Source organism: Kitasatospora sp. NPDC023385 (genome assembly GCF_055664045.1).
Map to the genome: position 1 here is coordinate 154,478 of NZ_JBVOOL010000012.1, position 17,863 is coordinate 172,340.

At 73.5% G+C, this 17,863-nt stretch carries 20 protein-coding genes; 15 read left to right on the plus strand and 5 right to left on the minus strand.

Annotation, left to right across the window (positions count from 1 at the left end):
- The first annotated feature begins 275 nt into the window (after positions 1-275).
- From AC0B61_RS20355 to AC0B61_RS20370, 4 genes are all read left to right on the plus strand, one after another.
- Positions 276-1,637 (plus strand): NYN domain-containing protein, encoded by a 1,362-nt coding sequence (locus tag AC0B61_RS20355; protein WP_471742097.1) that lies wholly within the window; start codon positions 276-278, stop codon positions 1,635-1,637.
- Between the two features lie 94 nt (positions 1,638-1,731).
- Positions 1,732-2,730: an ABC transporter ATP-binding protein gene (locus tag AC0B61_RS20360; RefSeq protein WP_471742098.1), complete on the plus strand. Its 999-nt coding sequence runs from the start codon at positions 1,732-1,734 to the stop codon at positions 2,728-2,730.
- The gene (locus AC0B61_RS20365; protein ID WP_471742099.1) at positions 2,727-3,536 is read left to right on the plus strand and encodes an ABC transporter permease; all 810 of its coding nucleotides are present in this window, start codon (positions 2,727-2,729) and stop codon (positions 3,534-3,536) included. Before AC0B61_RS20360 ends, AC0B61_RS20365 begins: the two co-directional genes overlap by 4 nt.
- A 54-nt stretch (positions 3,537-3,590) precedes the next feature.
- Entirely contained in the window at positions 3,591-4,292 is a 702-nt protein-coding gene (locus tag AC0B61_RS20370) for a hypothetical protein (RefSeq protein WP_471742100.1), read from the plus strand.
- Positions 4,293-4,444: 152 nt separating this feature from the next.
- Here the strand turns inward: AC0B61_RS20370 and ybaK are convergent, their stop codons facing one another.
- Genes ybaK through AC0B61_RS20385 form a run of 3 tightly spaced genes read right to left on the minus strand, consistent with a single transcriptional unit; the run spans position 4,445 to position 7,304 of the window.
- Complete coding sequence (gene ybaK / locus AC0B61_RS20375) at positions 4,445-4,939, minus strand: Cys-tRNA(Pro) deacylase (protein WP_471742101.1); 495 nt, start codon at positions 4,937-4,939, stop codon at positions 4,445-4,447.
- A 13-nt stretch (positions 4,940-4,952) separates the two neighbouring features.
- Entirely contained in the window at positions 4,953-5,681 is a 729-nt protein-coding gene (locus tag AC0B61_RS20380) for an LON peptidase substrate-binding domain-containing protein (protein ID WP_471742102.1), read from the minus strand.
- A 42-nt stretch (positions 5,682-5,723) separates the two neighbouring features.
- Entirely contained in the window at positions 5,724-7,304 is a 1,581-nt protein-coding gene (locus tag AC0B61_RS20385; protein WP_471742103.1) for an oxidoreductase, read from the minus strand.
- 90 nt (positions 7,305-7,394) lie between these two features.
- On the opposite strand from AC0B61_RS20385, the gene hisD reads away from it, so the two are divergent.
- From hisD to hisF, 8 genes are all read left to right on the plus strand, one after another.
- Positions 7,395-8,702 (plus strand): histidinol dehydrogenase, encoded by a 1,308-nt coding sequence (hisD, locus tag AC0B61_RS20390; RefSeq protein ID WP_471742104.1) that lies wholly within the window; start codon positions 7,395-7,397, stop codon positions 8,700-8,702.
- On the plus strand, positions 8,699-9,847 hold the full coding sequence (locus tag AC0B61_RS20395; RefSeq protein ID WP_471742105.1) for a histidinol-phosphate transaminase: 1,149 nt from the start codon (positions 8,699-8,701) through the stop codon (positions 9,845-9,847). The genes hisD and AC0B61_RS20395 overlap by 4 nt, the downstream gene beginning before the upstream one ends.
- A gap of 5 nt (positions 9,848-9,852) precedes the next feature.
- On the plus strand, positions 9,853-10,446 hold the full coding sequence (hisB, locus tag AC0B61_RS20400) for an imidazoleglycerol-phosphate dehydratase HisB (protein ID WP_471742106.1): 594 nt from the start codon (positions 9,853-9,855) through the stop codon (positions 10,444-10,446).
- A complete protein-coding gene (locus AC0B61_RS20405; protein ID WP_471742107.1) occupies positions 10,443-10,595 on the plus strand; it encodes a hypothetical protein in 153 nt (50 codons plus the stop codon). The genes hisB and AC0B61_RS20405 overlap by 4 nt, the downstream gene beginning before the upstream one ends.
- Positions 10,596-10,675: 80 nt before the next feature.
- A complete protein-coding gene (hisH, locus tag AC0B61_RS20410) occupies positions 10,676-11,311 on the plus strand; it encodes an imidazole glycerol phosphate synthase subunit HisH (RefSeq protein WP_471742108.1) in 636 nt (211 codons plus the stop codon).
- A 20-nt stretch (positions 11,312-11,331) separates the two neighbouring features.
- Complete coding sequence (gene priA, locus AC0B61_RS20415; RefSeq protein ID WP_471742109.1) at positions 11,332-12,054, plus strand: bifunctional 1-(5-phosphoribosyl)-5-((5-phosphoribosylamino)methylideneamino)imidazole-4-carboxamide isomerase/phosphoribosylanthranilate isomerase PriA; 723 nt, start codon at positions 11,332-11,334, stop codon at positions 12,052-12,054.
- Complete coding sequence (locus AC0B61_RS20420; RefSeq protein ID WP_471742110.1) at positions 12,051-12,482, plus strand: RidA family protein; 432 nt, start codon at positions 12,051-12,053, stop codon at positions 12,480-12,482. Before priA ends, AC0B61_RS20420 begins: the two co-directional genes overlap by 4 nt.
- Positions 12,479-13,249 (plus strand): imidazole glycerol phosphate synthase subunit HisF, encoded by a 771-nt coding sequence (hisF, locus tag AC0B61_RS20425; protein ID WP_471742111.1) that lies wholly within the window; start codon positions 12,479-12,481, stop codon positions 13,247-13,249. The genes AC0B61_RS20420 and hisF overlap by 4 nt, the downstream gene beginning before the upstream one ends.
- A 94-nt stretch (positions 13,250-13,343) precedes the next feature.
- Here the strand turns inward: hisF and AC0B61_RS20430 are convergent, their stop codons facing one another.
- Together AC0B61_RS20430 and AC0B61_RS20435 are read right to left on the minus strand one after the other, a co-directional pair.
- Positions 13,344-14,123 (minus strand): VOC family protein, encoded by a 780-nt coding sequence (locus AC0B61_RS20430; protein WP_471742112.1) that lies wholly within the window; start codon positions 14,121-14,123, stop codon positions 13,344-13,346.
- Between the two features lie 194 nt (positions 14,124-14,317).
- Complete coding sequence (locus AC0B61_RS20435) at positions 14,318-15,304, minus strand: LuxR C-terminal-related transcriptional regulator (protein WP_471742113.1); 987 nt, start codon at positions 15,302-15,304, stop codon at positions 14,318-14,320.
- Positions 15,305-15,669: 365 nt separating this feature from the next.
- Here AC0B61_RS20435 and AC0B61_RS20440 point away from each other — a divergent pair, with 365 nt between their 5' ends.
- From AC0B61_RS20440 to AC0B61_RS20450, 3 genes are all read left to right on the plus strand, one after another.
- On the plus strand, positions 15,670-15,885 hold the full coding sequence (locus tag AC0B61_RS20440; protein WP_471742114.1) for a hypothetical protein: 216 nt from the start codon (positions 15,670-15,672) through the stop codon (positions 15,883-15,885).
- 37 nt (positions 15,886-15,922) lie between these two features.
- Positions 15,923-16,198 (plus strand): hypothetical protein, encoded by a 276-nt coding sequence (locus AC0B61_RS20445; protein WP_471742115.1) that lies wholly within the window; start codon positions 15,923-15,925, stop codon positions 16,196-16,198.
- A gap of 115 nt (positions 16,199-16,313) precedes the next feature.
- The gene (locus AC0B61_RS20450; protein WP_471742116.1) at positions 16,314-17,738 is read left to right on the plus strand and encodes a C40 family peptidase; all 1,425 of its coding nucleotides are present in this window, start codon (positions 16,314-16,316) and stop codon (positions 17,736-17,738) included.
- The last annotated feature ends 125 nt before the right edge of the window (positions 17,739-17,863 follow it).

Consider the following 17,863-nt stretch of genomic DNA (forward strand, 5'->3'; position numbering starts at 1 on the left):
CAGGGCCCGAGGGCCGAAACGCCGCCGCGTGACCAGCAGGCGGGCTCCGTCGTTGTACGGGGCCCGCCTTCGCGTTCCGCGCGCTTCGTCGGGGCGGCTGTTGCGGGACCGGGACATCCGGCAAGGTTCGGCAGGCGAACCCCGGGTAAAAGGTGACCCAACGATCGGGCGACGACGGGGGCCCCTCACCTCTTGACGCCCGGACGGCGGGTGTGCCGCCCGCCCCAGTCGAGCCACCCCGCCGAATCCCGAGGGCAAGCGAAAAGAGGTGCGCGATGGACCGCTGTGTCGTCCTGGTGGACGCCGGATACCTGCTGGGCGCCGCCGCCAGCCTGCTCGCCGGGGATCCGTCCCGGTCCAAGGTCACGGTGAACCACACGGCCCTGATCGCAGCACTCCGCGAGCGCGCCGAGGCGGAGACCGGGCTGCCGCTGCTGCGCATCTACTGGTTCGACGCCGCGCCCGATCGGCGTCCGATGCCCGAGCACCGGCGGCTGCGCGTGCTGCCCCGGGTGACCGTACGGCTCGGCGCGCTCACCCGGGCCGAGGGGCGCTGGGTGCAGAAGGGCGTGGACGCCGCGATGCACGCCGAACTCTCCGAACTCGCCCGCAACCGGGCCTGCGCCGACGTCGTACTGATCACCGGGGACGGCGACCTGCTGCCCGGCATGATGACCGCCAAGGAACACGGCGTGGCCGTCCACCTGTGGGCGCTGCAGGCCGCCGACGGCGACTTCAACCAGTCCGAGGACCTGGTCGGCGAGGCGGACGAGCGCCGGGTGCTCGACCGGGAGTGGATCGAGGGGTCCTTCTCACTGCGCGACGCCGCCGCCCTGTTCCCGGCGCCCGGGGCCCGGCAGGAGATCGCCAAGATCCTCGCCGCCCCGCCGGCCGCTCCGCCCGCCCCGCTGCCGGGCGGGGTGCCGGCCGAGCCGGCGGTCCGTCCGGCAGCCGTCGCGCCGGCGGGCGCCGCCCCCGCCGCCAACGGGAGGCCGTCGGCGGCGACCGCGCTCAAGGTCGTCCCGACGCCCAAGGACCTGGCCGGGCGGCCCCCGTCGGTCACCCCGATCACCCCGGTGGCGAACGGGCACGGCGCCAACGGGACCGGCGTCGGCGGACCGGGCGCGAACGGCCACGTGGCCAACGGGCACGGCGCCAACGGCCACCCGGCGAACGGGCTCGCGGCGAACGGGCACACGGCCGTCGTGCAGGCCGGGCCGGTGCTGCGGTGGTCCTCCGACCGCGGCTGGGTGGACCGGCCCGCCCCCGAGCCCGCCGTCACCGCCGGCGACAACCTCCCCACGCTCGCCCAGCTCACCACCGCCGAACAGCGCTGGGCCGACCGCGAGGAGGACATCACCTCCATCGGCGGCGACGCCCACGAGGTCGGGCAGGTCTTCGCCCGCCGCTGGAGCGAGCGGATCGGCGACTCCGAACGGCTCACCGTGCTGTGGCCCGACTACCCGCGCATCCCGCACCGGGTCGACGGCGAACTGCTGCGCTACGCCGCCCGCTTCGGGCTGCTCGCGCACAAGGACGACCAGATCGACGAGCACGACCGCTACGCCATCCGGGCCGGCTTCTGGAAGGAGCTGGCGGCGCGGGTGCCCGGCGGATCGATGGTCGTCGACGACTGACCCGCCCGCCGGCGGGCCGCGACGGCGCCCCCGGCCACCCGCGACCGGGCCCCCTTGTCCGGTTCGCCCGGATGAGCGCGTAGAGTCGTCGGTCGTGAGTGAGACGGCCGGGCGAGCACCCGGGGAAACCCCGCCGTGCGTCGACGTGCGCGACCTGGTCAGGACCTACCGCAGCGGACGCGGCACGGCCGCCACCGAGATCCGGGCCAACGACGGGATCAGCCTGTCCGTCCGGCAGGGCGAGATCTTCGGGCTGCTCGGACCGAACGGCGCCGGGAAGTCGACGCTGGTCCGCCAGATCACCGGGCTGCTGCGCCCCGACTCCGGCTCCGTCGAGCTGCTCGGCCACGACATCGTGCGCCACCCCGAACGGGCCGCCCGGCTGCTCGGCTACCTCGGGCAGGAATCCACCGCGCTGGACGAGCTGACGGTGGCGCTGGCCGCCGAGACGACCGGGCGGCTGCGCGGGCTCAGCCGGGCGCAGGCCCGCGGCGCGGCGGCGGAGGTCCTGGCGGAACTCGGCCTGGAGCCGCTCGCCCAGCGGCCGCTCGCCAAGCTGTCCGGCGGGCAGCGGCGGCTCGCCTGCTTCGCGGCCACCCTGGTGGGGGACCGGCCGCTGCTCGTCCTGGACGAGCCGACCACCGGCATGGACCCCGTCGCCCGGCGGGCGGTGTGGGCCGCCGTCGACCGGCGGCGCGCCGAACGCGGGACCACGGTGCTGCTGGTCACCCACAACGTCATCGAGGCGGAGACCGTGCTCGACCGGGTCGCCGTGGTCGACGACGGCCGGGTGATCGCCTGCGACACGCCCGGCGGGCTCAAGGCGCTGGTGGACGGCGACGTCCGGCTCGACCTGGTCTGGCGGGACGAGGCGCCGGTCGGCGTGCCCGCCGTCGCCGCGCTGCGCGAGCGGGCCGAGTGCACCGGGCGCCGCTGGACCGTCCGCACCACCCCCGAGCAGGCCCGCGAACTGGTCGCCGCCGTCACCACCGGCCCCGCCTTCGCCGCGCTCGACGACTTCACCCTCGCCACGCCGAGCCTTGAGGACGCGTACCTCAAGCTGGGCGGCCGCCACGGAGGACTGGCCAAGTGACCCTGCTCTCGGCGCCCCCGCGGCCCGGCCGGACCTCCGCCGGGCCCGCTCCGCTCGCCCCCGCGGCCCGGCTGCTGCCGGCCCTCGCCGCCGTGTACCGGGCGCAGCTCGCCCGGGCGCGGGTGGCGCGGATCCCGCTGCTGTTCGTGGCCACCTTCCAGTCCGTCGGCATCCTGGTGATGATGCGGGGCGTCGTGGACGCCGGGCAGTCCTCGGCGGCGCGGTCGGTGGTCGCCGGGTCGAGCGTGCTGGTGGTGGCGTTCGTCGCGCTGAACCTGCTCGCCCAGTACTTCGGGAAGCTGCGGGCCACCGGAGGCCTCGACCACTACGCGACGCTGCCGGTGCCGCCGGCCTCGGTGGTCCTGGGGGCCGCCGCCGCGTACGCCTCGTTCACGCTGCCCGGGACGGTCCTCACGGCGGCGGTCGGCGCGGTCATGTTCGGGCTGCCGCTCGGGCAGCTGTGGGTGCTGCTGGCGGTGGTGCCGCTGGCGGGCGCCGCGCTGTCCGGGCTGGGGGCGGCCTGCGGGCTGCTGGCGCCGCGGCAGGAGATCGCCACGATGCTCGGGCAGCTCGGGATGTCGGCGGCCCTGCTGCTCGGCGTCCTGCCGGTCGACCACCTGCCGCAGCCGGTGCTGTGGCTGCGGGACCTGCTGCCGTCCACGTACGGGGTGGAGGCCTTCGCGCGGACGTTCACGCCCGACCCGGACTGGGCGATGGTGCTCGCGGACCTGGGGGTGTGCGCGGGCGTGGGCGTGGTGTCGCTGACCGTCGCCACGTGGGCGTACCGGCGCGCCGTCTCGCGGTAGGAGCCGCCCGGGCGGTGGGATCGTCCGGACCGCCGTCGTGAAACGATGGGGCCCGTGACCGTACCGAACACACCTCCGGATCCCGCCCGCACCGATCTGCAGGCGGTCCCGGACGCCGCGCCCGATCCGTTCGCGCCCCCGCAGGAGGCCCCGCCCGCCGCGCAGGGGCCCTCGCCGGTGCAGCGGCTGCTGCCGGAAGTGCGGGTCGGGGCGGGCGTGGTCGTCGCCTGTCTGCTGGTCGGGCTGGCACTGGCCGGGCTGTGGGTCTGGCTGGCGCCGAAGGTGCCGCTCGTCGTGGACGGTGACCGGATCCTCTACGTGGACCCCGAAGGGGAGCAGCGGGCCGGGGCCGACGCGGTGTTCGTGCTCCTCGGCCTGGGCGCCGGGATCCTGACCGCGCTCGGGGCCTTCCTGGTGACCCGGCGGCGCGGCGGCGGCATCGCGGTCGCGCTGGGGCTGACCGTCGGCGGGCTGCTCGGGTCGGTGGGTGCCTGGCGGATCGGGCGGTGGCTCGGGCCGAGCAACGACCTGATCGGGGAGGCCCGGCGGGTCGGCAACGGCGGGCACTTCGACGCGAGCATCGACCTGGGCGCGCTGGGCGCGCTGCTGGTGTGGCCGATGGCGGCGATGGTGGTGCTGCTGGCCCTGTCGGCGGCGTTCGGCAAGCGCGAGGAGGACCCGCCGCCGTACTGGGGTGCGCCGGCGGGGACGGCTCCGGTGGGCGCGGCTCCGGCGGAGCCCGAGGACCGAGTCTGAGGTTTTCGCGGTCTTCGGCCGTGGTTTTCTCGGCCGTGGTTTTCGGTGGCGGGGCGGAGGGTCGGTGGCCTGGTACGGGCCGCGGCCCTGCGCCCCGCCGTCGTTCTGCCCCGCGGTCGGTGCACCCTGCCCGGCCCTGCCCCGCCCCGGGCTCAGCGGGCGATGGTGGCGGTGCGGGCCTTGGTGAGGGCGATGAGGTCGGTCGGGGCCAGCTCCACTTCGAGGCCGCGGCGCCCCGCCGAGACGTAGACGGTCGGGTGCGTGAGCGCGCTCGCGTCGACGACGGTGCGCAGCGGGCGGCGCTGCCCCAGCGGGGAGATGCCGCCGAGGACGTAGCCGCTGCTGCGTTCGGCGGCCGCCGGGTCGGCCATGGTGGCGCGCTTGCCGCCGACGGCCGCCGCCAGGGCCTTGAGGTCGAGCCGACCGGCGACGGGGACGACGCCGACGGTGAGGGTGCCGTCCACGTCGGCCACCAGGGTCTTGAAGACCCGCTCGGCGGCCACCCCGAGGACCTCGGCCGCCTCGCCGCCGTAGGAGGCGGCGGCGGGGTCGTGGTCGTAGGCGTGCACGGTGAAGGGGACGGCGGCGGTCTCCAGGGCGACGGTGGCGGGTGTGCCGTGGCCGCCCTTCCTGCTCTTCCTGGCCATGCGGGGTCCGGGTTCAGTTGGGGCTGAAGGCCTGGCGGGTGAGGTCGACGGCGGGCAGCGACGGCAGCCAGCTGAGGACGGCGCTCTCGCGGCGCAGCAGGTCGAGTTCGACGCGCAGCCGCTGGGCGGTGTCGGGGCAGGCGAGCAGGCGCTGCTTGACCGGGGTCTCGAACACCGAGGCGGCGGCGACCAGGTAGGAGAGCACCTGTGGGTCGTCCGGGAGCTCCTGGCGGCCCACGGTGCTGGCCTCGCGGGCGCCGGCGAGGCGCGTCTGGTAGACCCGGAACGCCCGCTCGACCTCGGCGGCCAGGGCGCCGGAGCCCTCGCCGGGGAACTCCTCGATCGGCTCGATCTCGCCGGTCAGGTACGGGCCGGAGGCGTCCACCGAGCGGAGCGAGAACCGGGTGGTGCCGGTGACCAGCAGCTCGTAGCGGCCGTCCGGCTGGGGCTGGACGGAGGCGACGTCGGCGACGCAGCCGACGGGGAAGACCGCCTCCAGCGGGTCGCCGGTGGCGGTGCCGAGGCCGTCCAGTGGCCCGGCCGGGCCCTCCTCCGCCCGGACCGGGGAGAGCTCCCGGCCGTCCTTGATCGCGAGCACGCCGAACCGCCGGGGGGCGTCCTCGGACTGTTCGAGCAGATCGGCGACGAGACGGCGGTAGCGCTCCTCGAAGACGTTCAGGGGCAGCACCAGGCCCGGGTAGAGCACGGTGTTCAGCGGGAAGAGCGGAAGCCGTTCTGTCACGGCGGACAGCGTAGTTCCCCGGGACCGGGGGATGCCGCCGGGTTATCCGCGCTGGAGCATCCGGGTGGCCCCGGTGACGACGGTGGAGGCGAGCAGCCAGCCGATGACGACCAGCCCGGCGGAGATCCACTGGGCGAGGCCGCCCGGGTTCCAGCCGCCCTGGTTGAGGTCCACGATCGGCAGCAGCCGGTCGAGGGTGTACAGCACCGGGTTCCAGTGCGGGCGTTCGTCGGCCTTGAGCGGCTCCAGCGGGTGGGTGGCGAACCAGACGCTGCCGAGCATCCAGGCGAGCAGCAGCCACAGGCCCGCGCGGCCCGGGCGGTAGCCGTAGCCGACGGTGACGTCCTGGACGGCGCCCCAGACCCGGGCGGGCAGCGGCAGCGTCCGGCGGCGCCGGCGCTGCTTGGCGTACAGCACCTCGCGGGCGTCGTCGTCGGCGCCGTCGCGGCGCAGGGCGGCGGCCAGCTGCTCGTAGGACTCCGGCTGGAAGTCCACCGAGGAGCCCTCCAGCCAGGCGATCCGCTCCTGGATGGTGAAGACGGTCATCGGGCGCAGGTTCTCGTACACGAAGCCGGTGAGGCCCAGGTGCCTGCCGAGCGGCCAGGCCTGCGGGGCGTCGACCAGGTTGCCGACCCGGGCGCGGGAGAGCGAGACGGTGCCGGTGGGCCGGAACCGGCAGGTGAAGCGCAACTCGGGGGTGTGGATGCGGCGCAGGGAGAGCTCGTCGTCACCCTCAAGGTGGAATTCGCCGGAGATCAGGCAGGCTCCCTCGAAGCGGGAGTCGGACAGCCGCACCCGGCCGAAGGCGCGGAACGGGGTGACGGGGCCGTCGGGCGGCGGCACCTGGCCGTAGCCGGAGCCGTAGTAGCCGCGGGAGCCGGCCCAGCCCTGGTCGGCGGAGCCGGTCAGGTACAGGGTGTGGCCGACGGTGACCCGGACGGCGTTGAGGCAGGTGTCGTTGTGCTGCCGGTCGGCCCGCAGTTGGGCGCCGCGGAGCGAGAGCCGTCCGCCTATCCGGGCCGTGCGGATGCTCAACTCACCTGTGGTCTCCAGCCGTTCGGCCTCGAAGTCCTGGTGGACGGTGATCCCGTCGGCGGAGACGGCACGGCCGTGGCGGTCGCCGCCGACGACGGACTGGTTGAGCAGCAGGTCGGTGCCGATCCGGGCGTCGGTGAGCCGGATGCCGTCGGGCAGGCGGCAGCGGGCGATGTGGAGGTCGCCGGTGGTGGAGAGCCGGGAGGCCTCCAGGCGGGGGATCAGGCAGTTCAGGAAGCGCAGGGTGGAGACCGCCGCCTCGGAGATGAGGACCTTGTGCTCGAAGCGGCAGTCGTGGAGTTCGACGTAGTCGCCGATGGCGGCGCCGGCCAGGTTGAGCGCGCCGGTGACCAGCGCGCCGCTGAGCCGCAGCGAGGCGACCCGCCCGGGGGCGGGCTCCGGGCGGACCAGCAGCAGGTGGGCGAGCACGTCGGCGCGGACCGTCCGCCGGGCGCCCCAGACGGCGTCGCCGAAGGGGTCGTCGGTGCCGGCTTCGCCACTGCGGAGGTCGAGGACCTGGCCCTGGTGGTAGGCCTCCCAGAGCTCACGCTCGGTATCGGTCCAGCCCTCTGGAGCGCGCTCCGCCATGGTTTTCCCGTCCCCCCGGTCGTCTCGCCTTTCGTATCACGGACTGAAATGCGGGACCAGCGGTTCCGGCCACTCCTTACACTGGGTGGCGTGATCTCTCGAATCGACCTCCGCGGCTCGCTGGACGACCCGCGTGACCTGCTGCCCCGTGCCGACTTCGACGTCGCGGCCGCCCTGGAGAAGGTGCGGCCGATCGCGGAGGACGTACGCCATCGCGGGGTCGCGGCGCTGATCGAGATCACCGAGCGCTTCGACGGCGTCCGCCTGGAGTCCACCCGGGTGCCGGCCGGGCAGCTGACCGAGGCCCTGGAGACGCTGGACCCGAAGGTGCGGGCCGCCCTGGAGGAGTCGATCCGCCGGGCCCGCACCGTGCACGCGGACCAGCGCCGCACCGGGCACACCACCCAGGTCGTACCGGGCGGCACGGTCACCCAGCGCTGGGTGCCGGTCGAGCGGGTCGGCCTGTACGTGCCCGGCGGGCTGGCCGTCTACCCGTCCTCCGTGGTGATGAACGTGGTGCCGGCCCAGGAGGCGGGCGTGCGGGGCATCGCCGTCACCTCCCCGCCGCAGAAGGCCTTCGGCGGCCGCGTCCACCCGACGATCCTGGCCGCCTGCGCGCTGCTCGGCGTCGACGAGGTCTACTGCGTCGGCGGCGCCCAGGCGGTCGCGATGTTCGCCCTCGGCACCGAGGAGTGCGAGCCGGTCACCATGGTCACCGGCCCCGGCAACATCTACGTGGCCGCCGCCAAGCGCTACTTCGCCGGCCGGATCGGCATCGACTCCGAGGCCGGCCCGACCGAGATCGCCGTCCTCGCCGACGACAGCGCACTGCCCTCCGACGTCGCCGCCGACCTGATCAGCCAGGCCGAACACGGCCCCACCTCCGGCTCGGTGCTGGTCACCGACTCCCCGGCACTCGCCGACGCCGTCGAGGCCGAACTCGCCGTCCAGGTCGCCAGGACCAAGCACGGCCAACGGGTGGCCGAGGCGCTGGGCGGCAAGCAGTCCGGCATCATCCTGGTCGACGACCTGACGCAGGGCCTCGCCGTCGTCAACGCCTACGCGGCCGAACACCTGGAGATCCAGACCCGCGACCCGCACGCGGTGGCCGCCCGGGTCGTCAACGCGGGCGCGGTCTTCATCGGCCGCTGGACCCCCGTCTCGCTGGGCGACTACGCGGCCGGCTCCAACCACGTGCTGCCCACCGGCGGCTGCGCCTGCCACTCCTCCGGACTGTCGGTGCAGACCTTCCTGCGCGGCGTCCAGGTCGTCGAGTACGACCGGGACGCGCTGGCGGACGTCGCCGCGCACGTCGTCAACCTGGCCGACGCCGAGGACCTGCCCGGCCACGGCGACGCGATCAAGGCACGCTTCGACTGGACGGTGCCCGGCTCATGACACGCATCGACGACCTGCCCATCCGGGACGAACTGCGCGGCCAGTCCCCGTACGGCGCGCCCCAGCTCGCCGTGCCCGTCCAACTGAACACCAACGAGAACCCGTACCCGCTCCCCGAGGAGCTGGTGGCCCGGATCGCCGAACGCGTCGCCGAAGCCGCCCGCGGCCTGAACCGCTACCCAGACCGGGACGCGGTCGAACTGCGCGAAGGCCTCGCCGCGTACCTCGGCAAGACCACCGGCTTCCCGCTCGGCCGCGAACAGGTGTGGGCCGCCAACGGCTCCAACGAAGTGCTCCAGCAACTGCTGCAGACCTTCGGCGGCCCCGGCCGCACCGCGATCGGCTTCGAGCCCTCGTACTCGATGCACGCGCTGATCTCCCGGGGCACCGGCACCGCCTGGATCTCCGGCCCGCGCAACGGCGACTTCACCATCGACGTCGACGCCGCCGAAGCCGCGATCGCCGAACACCGGCCCCACGTGGTCTTCATCTGCTCGCCGAACAACCCGACCGGCACCGCCGTCGCCGCCGACACCGTCCTGCGGCTGTACGAGGCCGCGCAGGCCGCCCGGCCCAGCCTGGTCGTCGTGGACGAGGCGTACGTCGAGTTCTCGCACCGGCCCTCACTGCTGCCGCTGATCGACGGCCGCCCCCACCTGGTCGTCAGCCGCACCATGTCCAAGGCCTTCGGCGCGGCCGGGCTGCGCCTGGGCTACCTGGCCGCCGACGCGGCCGTCGTCGACGCCGTCCAGCTGGTGCGCCTGCCCTACCACCTGTCCGCCGTCACCCAGGCCACCGCGCTGGCCTGCCTGGAGCACACCGACACCCTGCTCGGGTACGTCGGCCGGCTCAAGGCGGAACGCGACCGGCTGGTCGAGGCGCTGCGCGCACTCGGCCTGGACGTCACCGACTCGGACGCCAACTTCGTCCAGTTCGGCCGCTTCGACGACACCCACGCCGTCTGGCAGGCCATCCTCGACCAGGGCGTCCTGGTCCGCGACAACGGCGTACCCGGCCGGCTGCGCGTGACCGCCGGCACGCCCGCCGAGAACGACGCCTTCCTGGCCGCCGTCCGCGCCGCCCTCCCGCCCGCCCCCACCCTTGATCGAGCGCGCTCCGCGCGAGCTGCCAGTCAGGAGCTGTAACCCCCATGTCCCGCATCGGACGCGTCGAGCGCACCACCAAGGAGACCGCCGTCCTGGTCGAGATAGACCTCGACGGCACCGGCAAGACCGACATCTCCACCGGCGTCGGCTTCTACGACCACATGCTCGACCAGCTCGGCCGGCACGGCCTGTTCGACCTCACCGTCAAGACCGACGGCGACCTGCACATCGACACCCACCACACCATCGAGGACACCGCCCTCGCGCTCGGCGCCGCCTTCAAGCAGGCCCTCGGCGACAAGGTCGGCATCTACCGCTTCGGCAACTGCACGGTGCCGCTGGACGAATCGCTCGCCCAGGTCACCGTCGACCTCTCCGGCCGGCCCTACCTGGTGCACACCGAGCCCGAGACCATGGCGCCGATGATCGGCAGCTACGACACCACGATGACCCGGCACATCCTGGAGTCCTTCGTGGCCCAGGCGCAGATCGCCCTGCACGTCCACGTGCCGTACGGGCGCAACGCCCACCACATCGTGGAGTGCCAGTTCAAGGCGCTGGCCCGGGCGCTGCGCTACGCCGCCGAGCGCGACCCGCGCGCGGCCGGCATCCTCCCCTCGACCAAGGGTGCGCTGTGAACAACACCGCGATGATCCTCATCTTCGTCGGCCTCTTCCTGGCCGGCGGGGTGATCTCCTTCTGGAAGCAGAAGCACTCGAAGAGCGTCATCCTGGTGCTGGCCTTCGGCGCCGTGATGTGCCTGGCCTCCGGCCTCATGCGCCTGTGACGGCCGCCGTCCTGTGACCCACCGTCCTGTGACACCCGCCGTCCTGTGACACCCGCCGTAGAGAGACTGGGCACCTGAACATGGGCAAGAACGTCGTCGTCCTCGACTACGGCTCCGGCAACCTCCGCTCCGCGCAGCGGGCCCTGGAACGGACCGGGGCGAACGTCACCGTCAGCGCCGACTACGACACCGCGATGGCCGCGGACGGCCTGCTCGTCCCCGGCGTGGGCGCCTTCGAAGCCTGCATGCGCGGCCTCAGGTCCGTCCGCGGGGACTGGATCATCGACCGCCGCCTCGCCGGCGGCCGCCCGGTCATGGGCATCTGCGTCGGCATGCAGATCCTCTTCGAGAAGGGCGTCGAGCACGGCGTGGAGACGGCCGGCTGCGACGAGTGGCCGGGCACCGTCGAACCGCTGGAAGCCCCCGTCATCCCGCACATGGGCTGGAACACCGTGGACGTCCCCGAAGGCAGCCGGATGTTCGCCGGCCTCGACCCGGAGACCCGCTTCTACTTCGTGCACTCCTACGGGGTGCGGCACTGGCAGCTGGAAACCCACAGCGCGCGGATCAACCCGCCGCTGGTCACCTGGGCCACGCACGGGCAGCCGTTCGTCGCCGCCGTCGAGAACGGCCCGCTGTGGGCCACCCAGTTCCACCCCGAGAAGTCCGGCGACGCCGGCGCCGCCCTGCTGACCAACTGGGTCACCACCCTCTGACTGTCTGAGAGCTGGTTCTGATGAGCCTTGAACTGCTGCCCGCCGTCGACGTCCGGGACGGCCAGGCCGTCCGCCTGGTCAAGGGCGCCTCCGGCACCGAGACCTCCTTCGGCGAGCCGCTCGCCGCCGCCCTCGCCTGGCAGCACGCCGGCGCCGAGTGGCTGCACCTGGTCGACCTCGACGCCGCCTTCGGCACCGGCTCCAACTACGAGCTGCTGCGCGACGTCACCGGCCGGCTGGACATCAAGGTCGAACTCTCCGGCGGCATCCGCGACGACGAGTCGCTCGCCCGCGCCCTCGCCACCGGCTGCACCCGGGTCAACCTCGGCACCGCCGCCCTGGAAGCCCCCGAGTGGGTCGCCAAGGCCATCGCCGAACACGGCGACAAGATCGCCGTCGGCCTGGACGTCGTCGGCACCACCCTGCGCGGCCGCGGCTGGACCCGCGACGGCGGCCAGCTCTTCGACGTCCTGGCGCGCCTCGACCAGGAAGGCTGCGCCCGCTACGTCGTCACCGACGTCAACCGCGACGGCACCCTGACCGGCCCCAACCTGCAGCTGCTGCGCGATGTCTGCGCCGCCACCGACCGCCCGGTCGTCGCCTCCGGCGGCGTCTCCTCCCTGGACGACCTGCGCGCCATCGCCACGCTCGTCGGCCAGGGTGTCGAGGGCGCCATCGTGGGCAAGGCACTCTACGAGCAGAAGTTCACCCTCGAAGAGGCCCTGGAGGCGGTTTCAGGATGACGGATGGTCGGATCGTACGCGGCCGGATCAGCGGATCCTCCCCCTGGGAGGACCAGTTCGGCTACTCCCGGGCCATCGCCGCCGGCGACCACGTGCACGTGGCCGGCTCCACCGCCTGGGTGGACGGCCGCATCGAGCACGAGGGCGACCCGTACCGGCAGACCCTCGCCGCGTTCGGCGTGGGGCTCAAGGCCCTGGCCGCGTACGGCCTGACCACGGACGACGTGGTCCGCACCCGGATGTACATCACCCACGTCCGCGACGCCGACGAGGTGGGCCGCGCCCACCGCGAACTCTTCGACGCCGTACGCCCGGTGGCCACCATGGTGGTGGTCGACGGACTGATCGACTCCCGGATGATGGTCGAGATCGAGCTCGACGCGTACCGCTCCGGGCTGGCAAAGACCCTGGAAGGCCAACAGCCGTGACCCTCGCCGTACGAGTCATCCCCTGCCTGGACGTCGACGCCGGGCGGGTGGTCAAGGGCGTCAACTTCCAGAACCTGCGCGACGCCGGCGACCCGGTCGAGATGGCCAAGCTCTACGACGCCGAGGGCGCCGACGAACTCACCTTCCTCGACATCACCGCCTCCTCCGGCGACCGCGAGACCACCTACGACGTGGTCCGCCGCACCGCCGAACAGGTCTTCATCCCGCTCACCGTCGGCGGCGGCATCCGCGCCGTCGACGACGTCGACAAGCTGCTGCGCGCGGGCGCCGACAAGGTGGGCGTCAACACGGCGGCCATCGCCCGCCCCGAACTCGTCCGGGAGATCGCCCATCGGTTCGGCCGGCAGGTGCTGGTGCTCTCGGTCGACGCCCGGCGCTGCCCGCCCGGCACCGCGACGCCGTCCGGCTTCGAGGTCACCACCCACGGCGGACGCCGGGGCACCGGCCTCGACGCCGTCGAATGGGCCGGCCGCGCCGCCGAACTGGGCGCCGGAGAGATCCTGCTCAACTCGATGGACGCGGACGGCACCAAGGACGGCTACGACCTGGAGATGATCCGGGCCGTCCGCAAGGCCGTCTCCGTGCCGGTCATCGCCTCCGGCGGAGCGGGCAAGCTCGCCGACTTCCCGCCGGCCGTCGACGCGGGCGCGGACGCCGTCCTCGCCGCCAGCGTCTTCCACTTCGGCGACCTGCGGATCGGCGAGGTCAAGGGCGCGCTGCGGGAGGCCGGACACCCGGTGCGGTGAGACGTTTCCGCTGCCTGCGAGAGGGCCCGCCGATCCCCGGCGGGCCCCCTCGCATGCCGGGGCCCCCTCTCGTGCTGCGGGCCCTCCGGTGAGCTCAGGACTGCCGCGGCTCACCCTTGATCAGGGCGAACGGGGCGCCGTTCGGATCCGCCAGCCAGGCGATCCGGCCGACGTTCGGGACGTCCTCGGCGGGCATCATCACCGAACCGCCGGCCGCCGTCGCCCTGGCGACCACCGCATCCACGTCGGAGACCGCGAAGTACGGCGTCCAGGCGGAGGGCTGCTCCGGCGACATGGTCGGGGCGATACCGCCGAAACTGGTGGCCTGCTGGTCGCCCGCGGCGGTGGAGAGCACCCGGTAGGTCATGCCCGGGGACGGCTCGAAGTTCTCCACCCGCCAGCCGAACAGCTTCTCGTAGAAGGCGAAGGCGACCTCCGCGCCGGAGGTGTGCAGCTCCGACCAGACCAGGGAGCCGTCCTCGGAGACGACGTCCAGACCCGTGGTACCCCCGGCCTGCCAGACGGCGAAATCGGCGCCGTGCGGATCGGTGAGCGCGGCGAACCAGCCCTCCTGCATGACGTCCGTCGGCGGCACCCGGACCGTCGCGCCGGCCTGCTCGGCGGCCTTCACGGTGGCGCCCACGTCCTCGGTGCGGAAGTACGTCGTCCACGCGGACCGGGCCCCCTCGTCGAGGCGGCCGATCGCGCCGACGGTCTTCCCGTTCAGCTGGAGGAAACCGTAGCCGCCGGCGTCGGGAACCTCCTGGAAGGTCCAGCCGAAGACCTTGCCGTAGAAGTCGGCGGTGGCCGGGATGTCCGGGGTGCCGAGATCGATCCAGCAGGGGGAGCCGGTGGGGAAGTCGGTGGTCAGCATGGCGTGGTGCCCCTTCGACGGAGAGTGACCGGGGCGGTTCCGTCGGGCGCGCGCACGCCCCCGCCCCGGCCACCTGCGAGTCTGCCCCCGGGCACCGACATCCGCAGCCGGAACGCGCCTGACCGGCGGGTGGCCCGGCTGCGCGCGGCCCGCTCGGTCCAGGGCTGCGGGCCGTCTGCGGCGGCTCCGGCCGCCTACAACCAGCCGCGCTGCGCCGCCTTGAGACCGGCCTCGAAGCGGCTGGCGGCGTCGAGCCGCTCCATGAGGGCGGACATCTGGCGGCGCACGGTGCGCACCGAGATGCCGAGCCGCTTGCCGGCGGCCTCGTCGGTCAGGCCCGTCCCGAGCAGCCGGAGCAGGTCGCGTTCGGCCGGGGTGAGGCCGGTGTCGTGGTGGGTGGGCTGGTCGGCGCCGAGCGGCACGGCGGTGGACCAGGCCTGTTCGAACAGGGCGACGAGCGAGGCGACCAGCCCCGGCTCGCTGGTGCAGAGCGCCCCGAGCTTGGTCTGCGTCGGGTCGATCGGGACGACGGCGGTGCGCCGGTCGAAGACCAGCAGGCGGGGCGGCAGCAGGGGAGCCGTCCGCACCTGGCCGCCGAGCCCGGTGAGCCACTGGGCGTACGCGTGGGTGGCCTGGTCGTTGCGGACGCTGTCCTGGTAGAGCGTGCGCATGGCGACGCCGCGCTCCAGCGCGTCCTGGTCGAGCGGGCGGGCGGCGTCCATGCTGGCCTGGGACTGCGCCCCGCCCGAGATCGCGGCGAGGAACTCCTCCCGGAGGTCACGCGCGAGCATCTCGAGTTTGGCCTGGATCGCGTCCATCCCGACCAGGCGCTCGGTGGCGTCCGAGGTGGTGTTGGGCACCAGGTCCGCGTAGGCGGCGACGGCCCGGGCCACGGCGGCCTTGCTGGCGGCCAGCTCCTGCTGGCGGCGGGCGAGGTCGTCCTCCTGGCGGCGGATGACGGCCTCCAGACCGACCGCCGGGCTGACCGGGCGCAGCGCGCCGGAGACCTCCTGGGAGGGCCGCAGCAGCGTGAGGTCGGCGAGTTGGTCGAGGGCTTCTCTGACGCCGGTCTCGGAGAAGCCGAGCCGGCGGCACAGGTCGGTGATCCCGCACCCTGGCTCGACCAACAGGGCCGCGTAGACGGCCTCCGCGGTCGGGTCGAGACCCAGCACTTCGAGCACGATTCCCCCCGGTCTCGGCAATGCGCGCGGCCAAGGGTGGTGTCACGGCCGTCTACGGGATTCTCACAGTTCGCAAATGTGTGTGCAAGGAGATCTGACGATGCATCGGCGAGGTCACAGTGGCTGGGGGGTCGGTCGATGTGCAGGTTGTGGCTGTGGCGGTCGGGGCGGCTGGGGTGGCTGGGGTGGCGCCATGCTGCCAGACCTGATGATGCCTCGGGGAAGGCCTTCCGGTGCACCGGCCGGGGGTTGCAGGATGTGATCACCGAGCTGCAGGGGCGCCGAGCCCCGGGCCGGTGGGACGGCGGGAACCAGCCGCCGTCCGCCGATGAACCGACCGACCATCAACCAGGGGGTTGTTCTCCATGCGGATCACCGCTCGCGTCTCCGGTGTCCTCGCGGCTGCGGCAGTGCTGGCCACGCTCGCTCTTCCGGCCGTCACCGCCTTCGCCGCCGCACCGGCCACCGCGACGGGAGTGTCCGCGGCGAGCGCCCCCGGCACGGGCGACCCCACCCCCGACCAGGCCGGCAAGGACGGTCTGCGCGACCCGGGCAGCATCAGCTGGGACAACAAGCACTGACCGCCGCCGTCGGCGCCGGCCGCCCGGACCGGATCCGATGCACATCGTCCGCCTGACCCTGACCAGCCCCGATCGGCGGTTGCCCACCGCCGCCGACGCCCACGTCCTGAAGGACGTGCTCTGGGCCCACGCCGATCCCTACGGCGGCCTGGAGCACGTCCAGTCGAGGGCCCGTCAGGACTCCATCGACCTCGTCATCTTCACCAGCGGCGGGAAGGCCGACAGCGCCCCCGCCCATTCGCTGGCCATGTGTTCGGCCGCCCTCTCGCGGTCGCCGGCCTTCCAGTCCTGGCGCGTTTCCGTCGTCGGCTGACGGCCGTCCACATCCTGCCGGAGTCCCTCCGGCGCTTCGTCTTCGTCTTCCTTTCCCGGTGAGCGGGCACCGTCGTGCCGCGCCGGTCCTTCGAATGCCATTTTCAGGAGCACTCATGTCCCGCAATGCCTATCTCCGCACGTCCGCCGTCGCCCTCGGGCTGGCCGGCTCGCTCGCGCTCGGCCTGGTCGTCCAGGGCGCCACCGCGTTCGCCGCCACCCCGGCCCCCGCCGCCGTCACCGCCGTTGCGGGCGGCGAGTACGGCGGCGCCGGCCAGCCGGTCGGGGTCGCCAAGTCGGCCCGGGCCGCCCAGGCGCCCGCCGTCGACGGGTCGTCGGCGGTCGCCTCCGTCCTGGCCCCGGCGGTCACCCGCAGCGAGGCGATCCAGCGCGCCAAGTCCTGGGTCGGCATCGGCCTCGACTACAGCTGGACCGGCTCGCACGACGGGTACCGCACCGACTGCTCGGGCTACGTCTCGATGGCCTGGAAGCTCGACGACTCGCTGACCACCGACACCTTCGGCCCGCAGGGCGTCACCGAGACCATCGGCAAGGGCGACCTCAAGGCCGGCGACGCGCTCCTGAACGACAACAGCGGGGCCAGCGGCCACGTGGTGCTCTTCGAGAAGTGGACCGACTCCGACCACTACATGGGCTACGAGTTCACCGGCAGCGGCGTGCACTACCGCGAGATCCCCTACCCGTACTTCTCCGGCTACGGCACCTACGTGCCGGTCCGCAACAAGTCCATCCGCGAGGACGGCCCGTCGGACCCCGGGATGACGAACCTGACGGCGGGTGACTTCAACGGTGACGGGAAGAAGGACCTGGTCGCGGTGGAGGTGTCGACCGGCAAGCTGTGGTCGTACCCGGGGACCGGGACCGGGGCCCTGGGGAGCCGGGTGATGATCGGTTCCGGTGGCTGGAACGGGATGAGCAACCTGGCCGTCGGCGACCTGAACCATGACGGTCGGGACGACATCGTGGCGACCGAGAAGTCGACGGGCAAGCTGTGGCTGTACCCGGGGACGGGCAGTGGTCTGGGTGACCGGGTGGAGATCGGCTCCGGTGGCTGGAACGGCATGAGCAACACGGCCGTCGGTGACTTCAACGGTGACGGCAAGGCCGATGTGGTGGCGACGGAGACGTCGACGGGCAAGCTGTGGCTGTACCCGGGGACGGGCAGTGGTCTGGGTGACCGGGTGGAGATCGGGTCCGGTGGCTGGAACGGCATGAGCAAGATCGTCAGTCCCGGCGACATGAACAAGGACGGCCGGGACGACCTGGTGGCGACCGAGGTGTCGACCGGCAAGCTGTGGCTGTACCCGGGCACTGGCAACGGCATCGGCAGCCGGGTGGAGATCGGCTCCGGTGGCTGGAACGGCATCTCCGACTACGCGGGTGCCGACTTCGACGGTGACGGCATCGGCGACCTGGCGGCGGTCGAGTCCGCCCCCGGCGAGACCGGCAAGCTCTACCTCTACAAGGGCACCGGCAACGGCCTGACCTCCCGCACCGAGATCGGCTCCGGCGGCTGGTAGACCGCACACCGGCTCCGCCGGCCGCTCCCGGTCGGCTGCCGGAACCGGGGGCGGGTCCGCCACCACCGTACGGGCCCGCCCCCGCCCTCCCCGCTCGCCTTCTCCGCTCACCTTCCCCGCCCCGC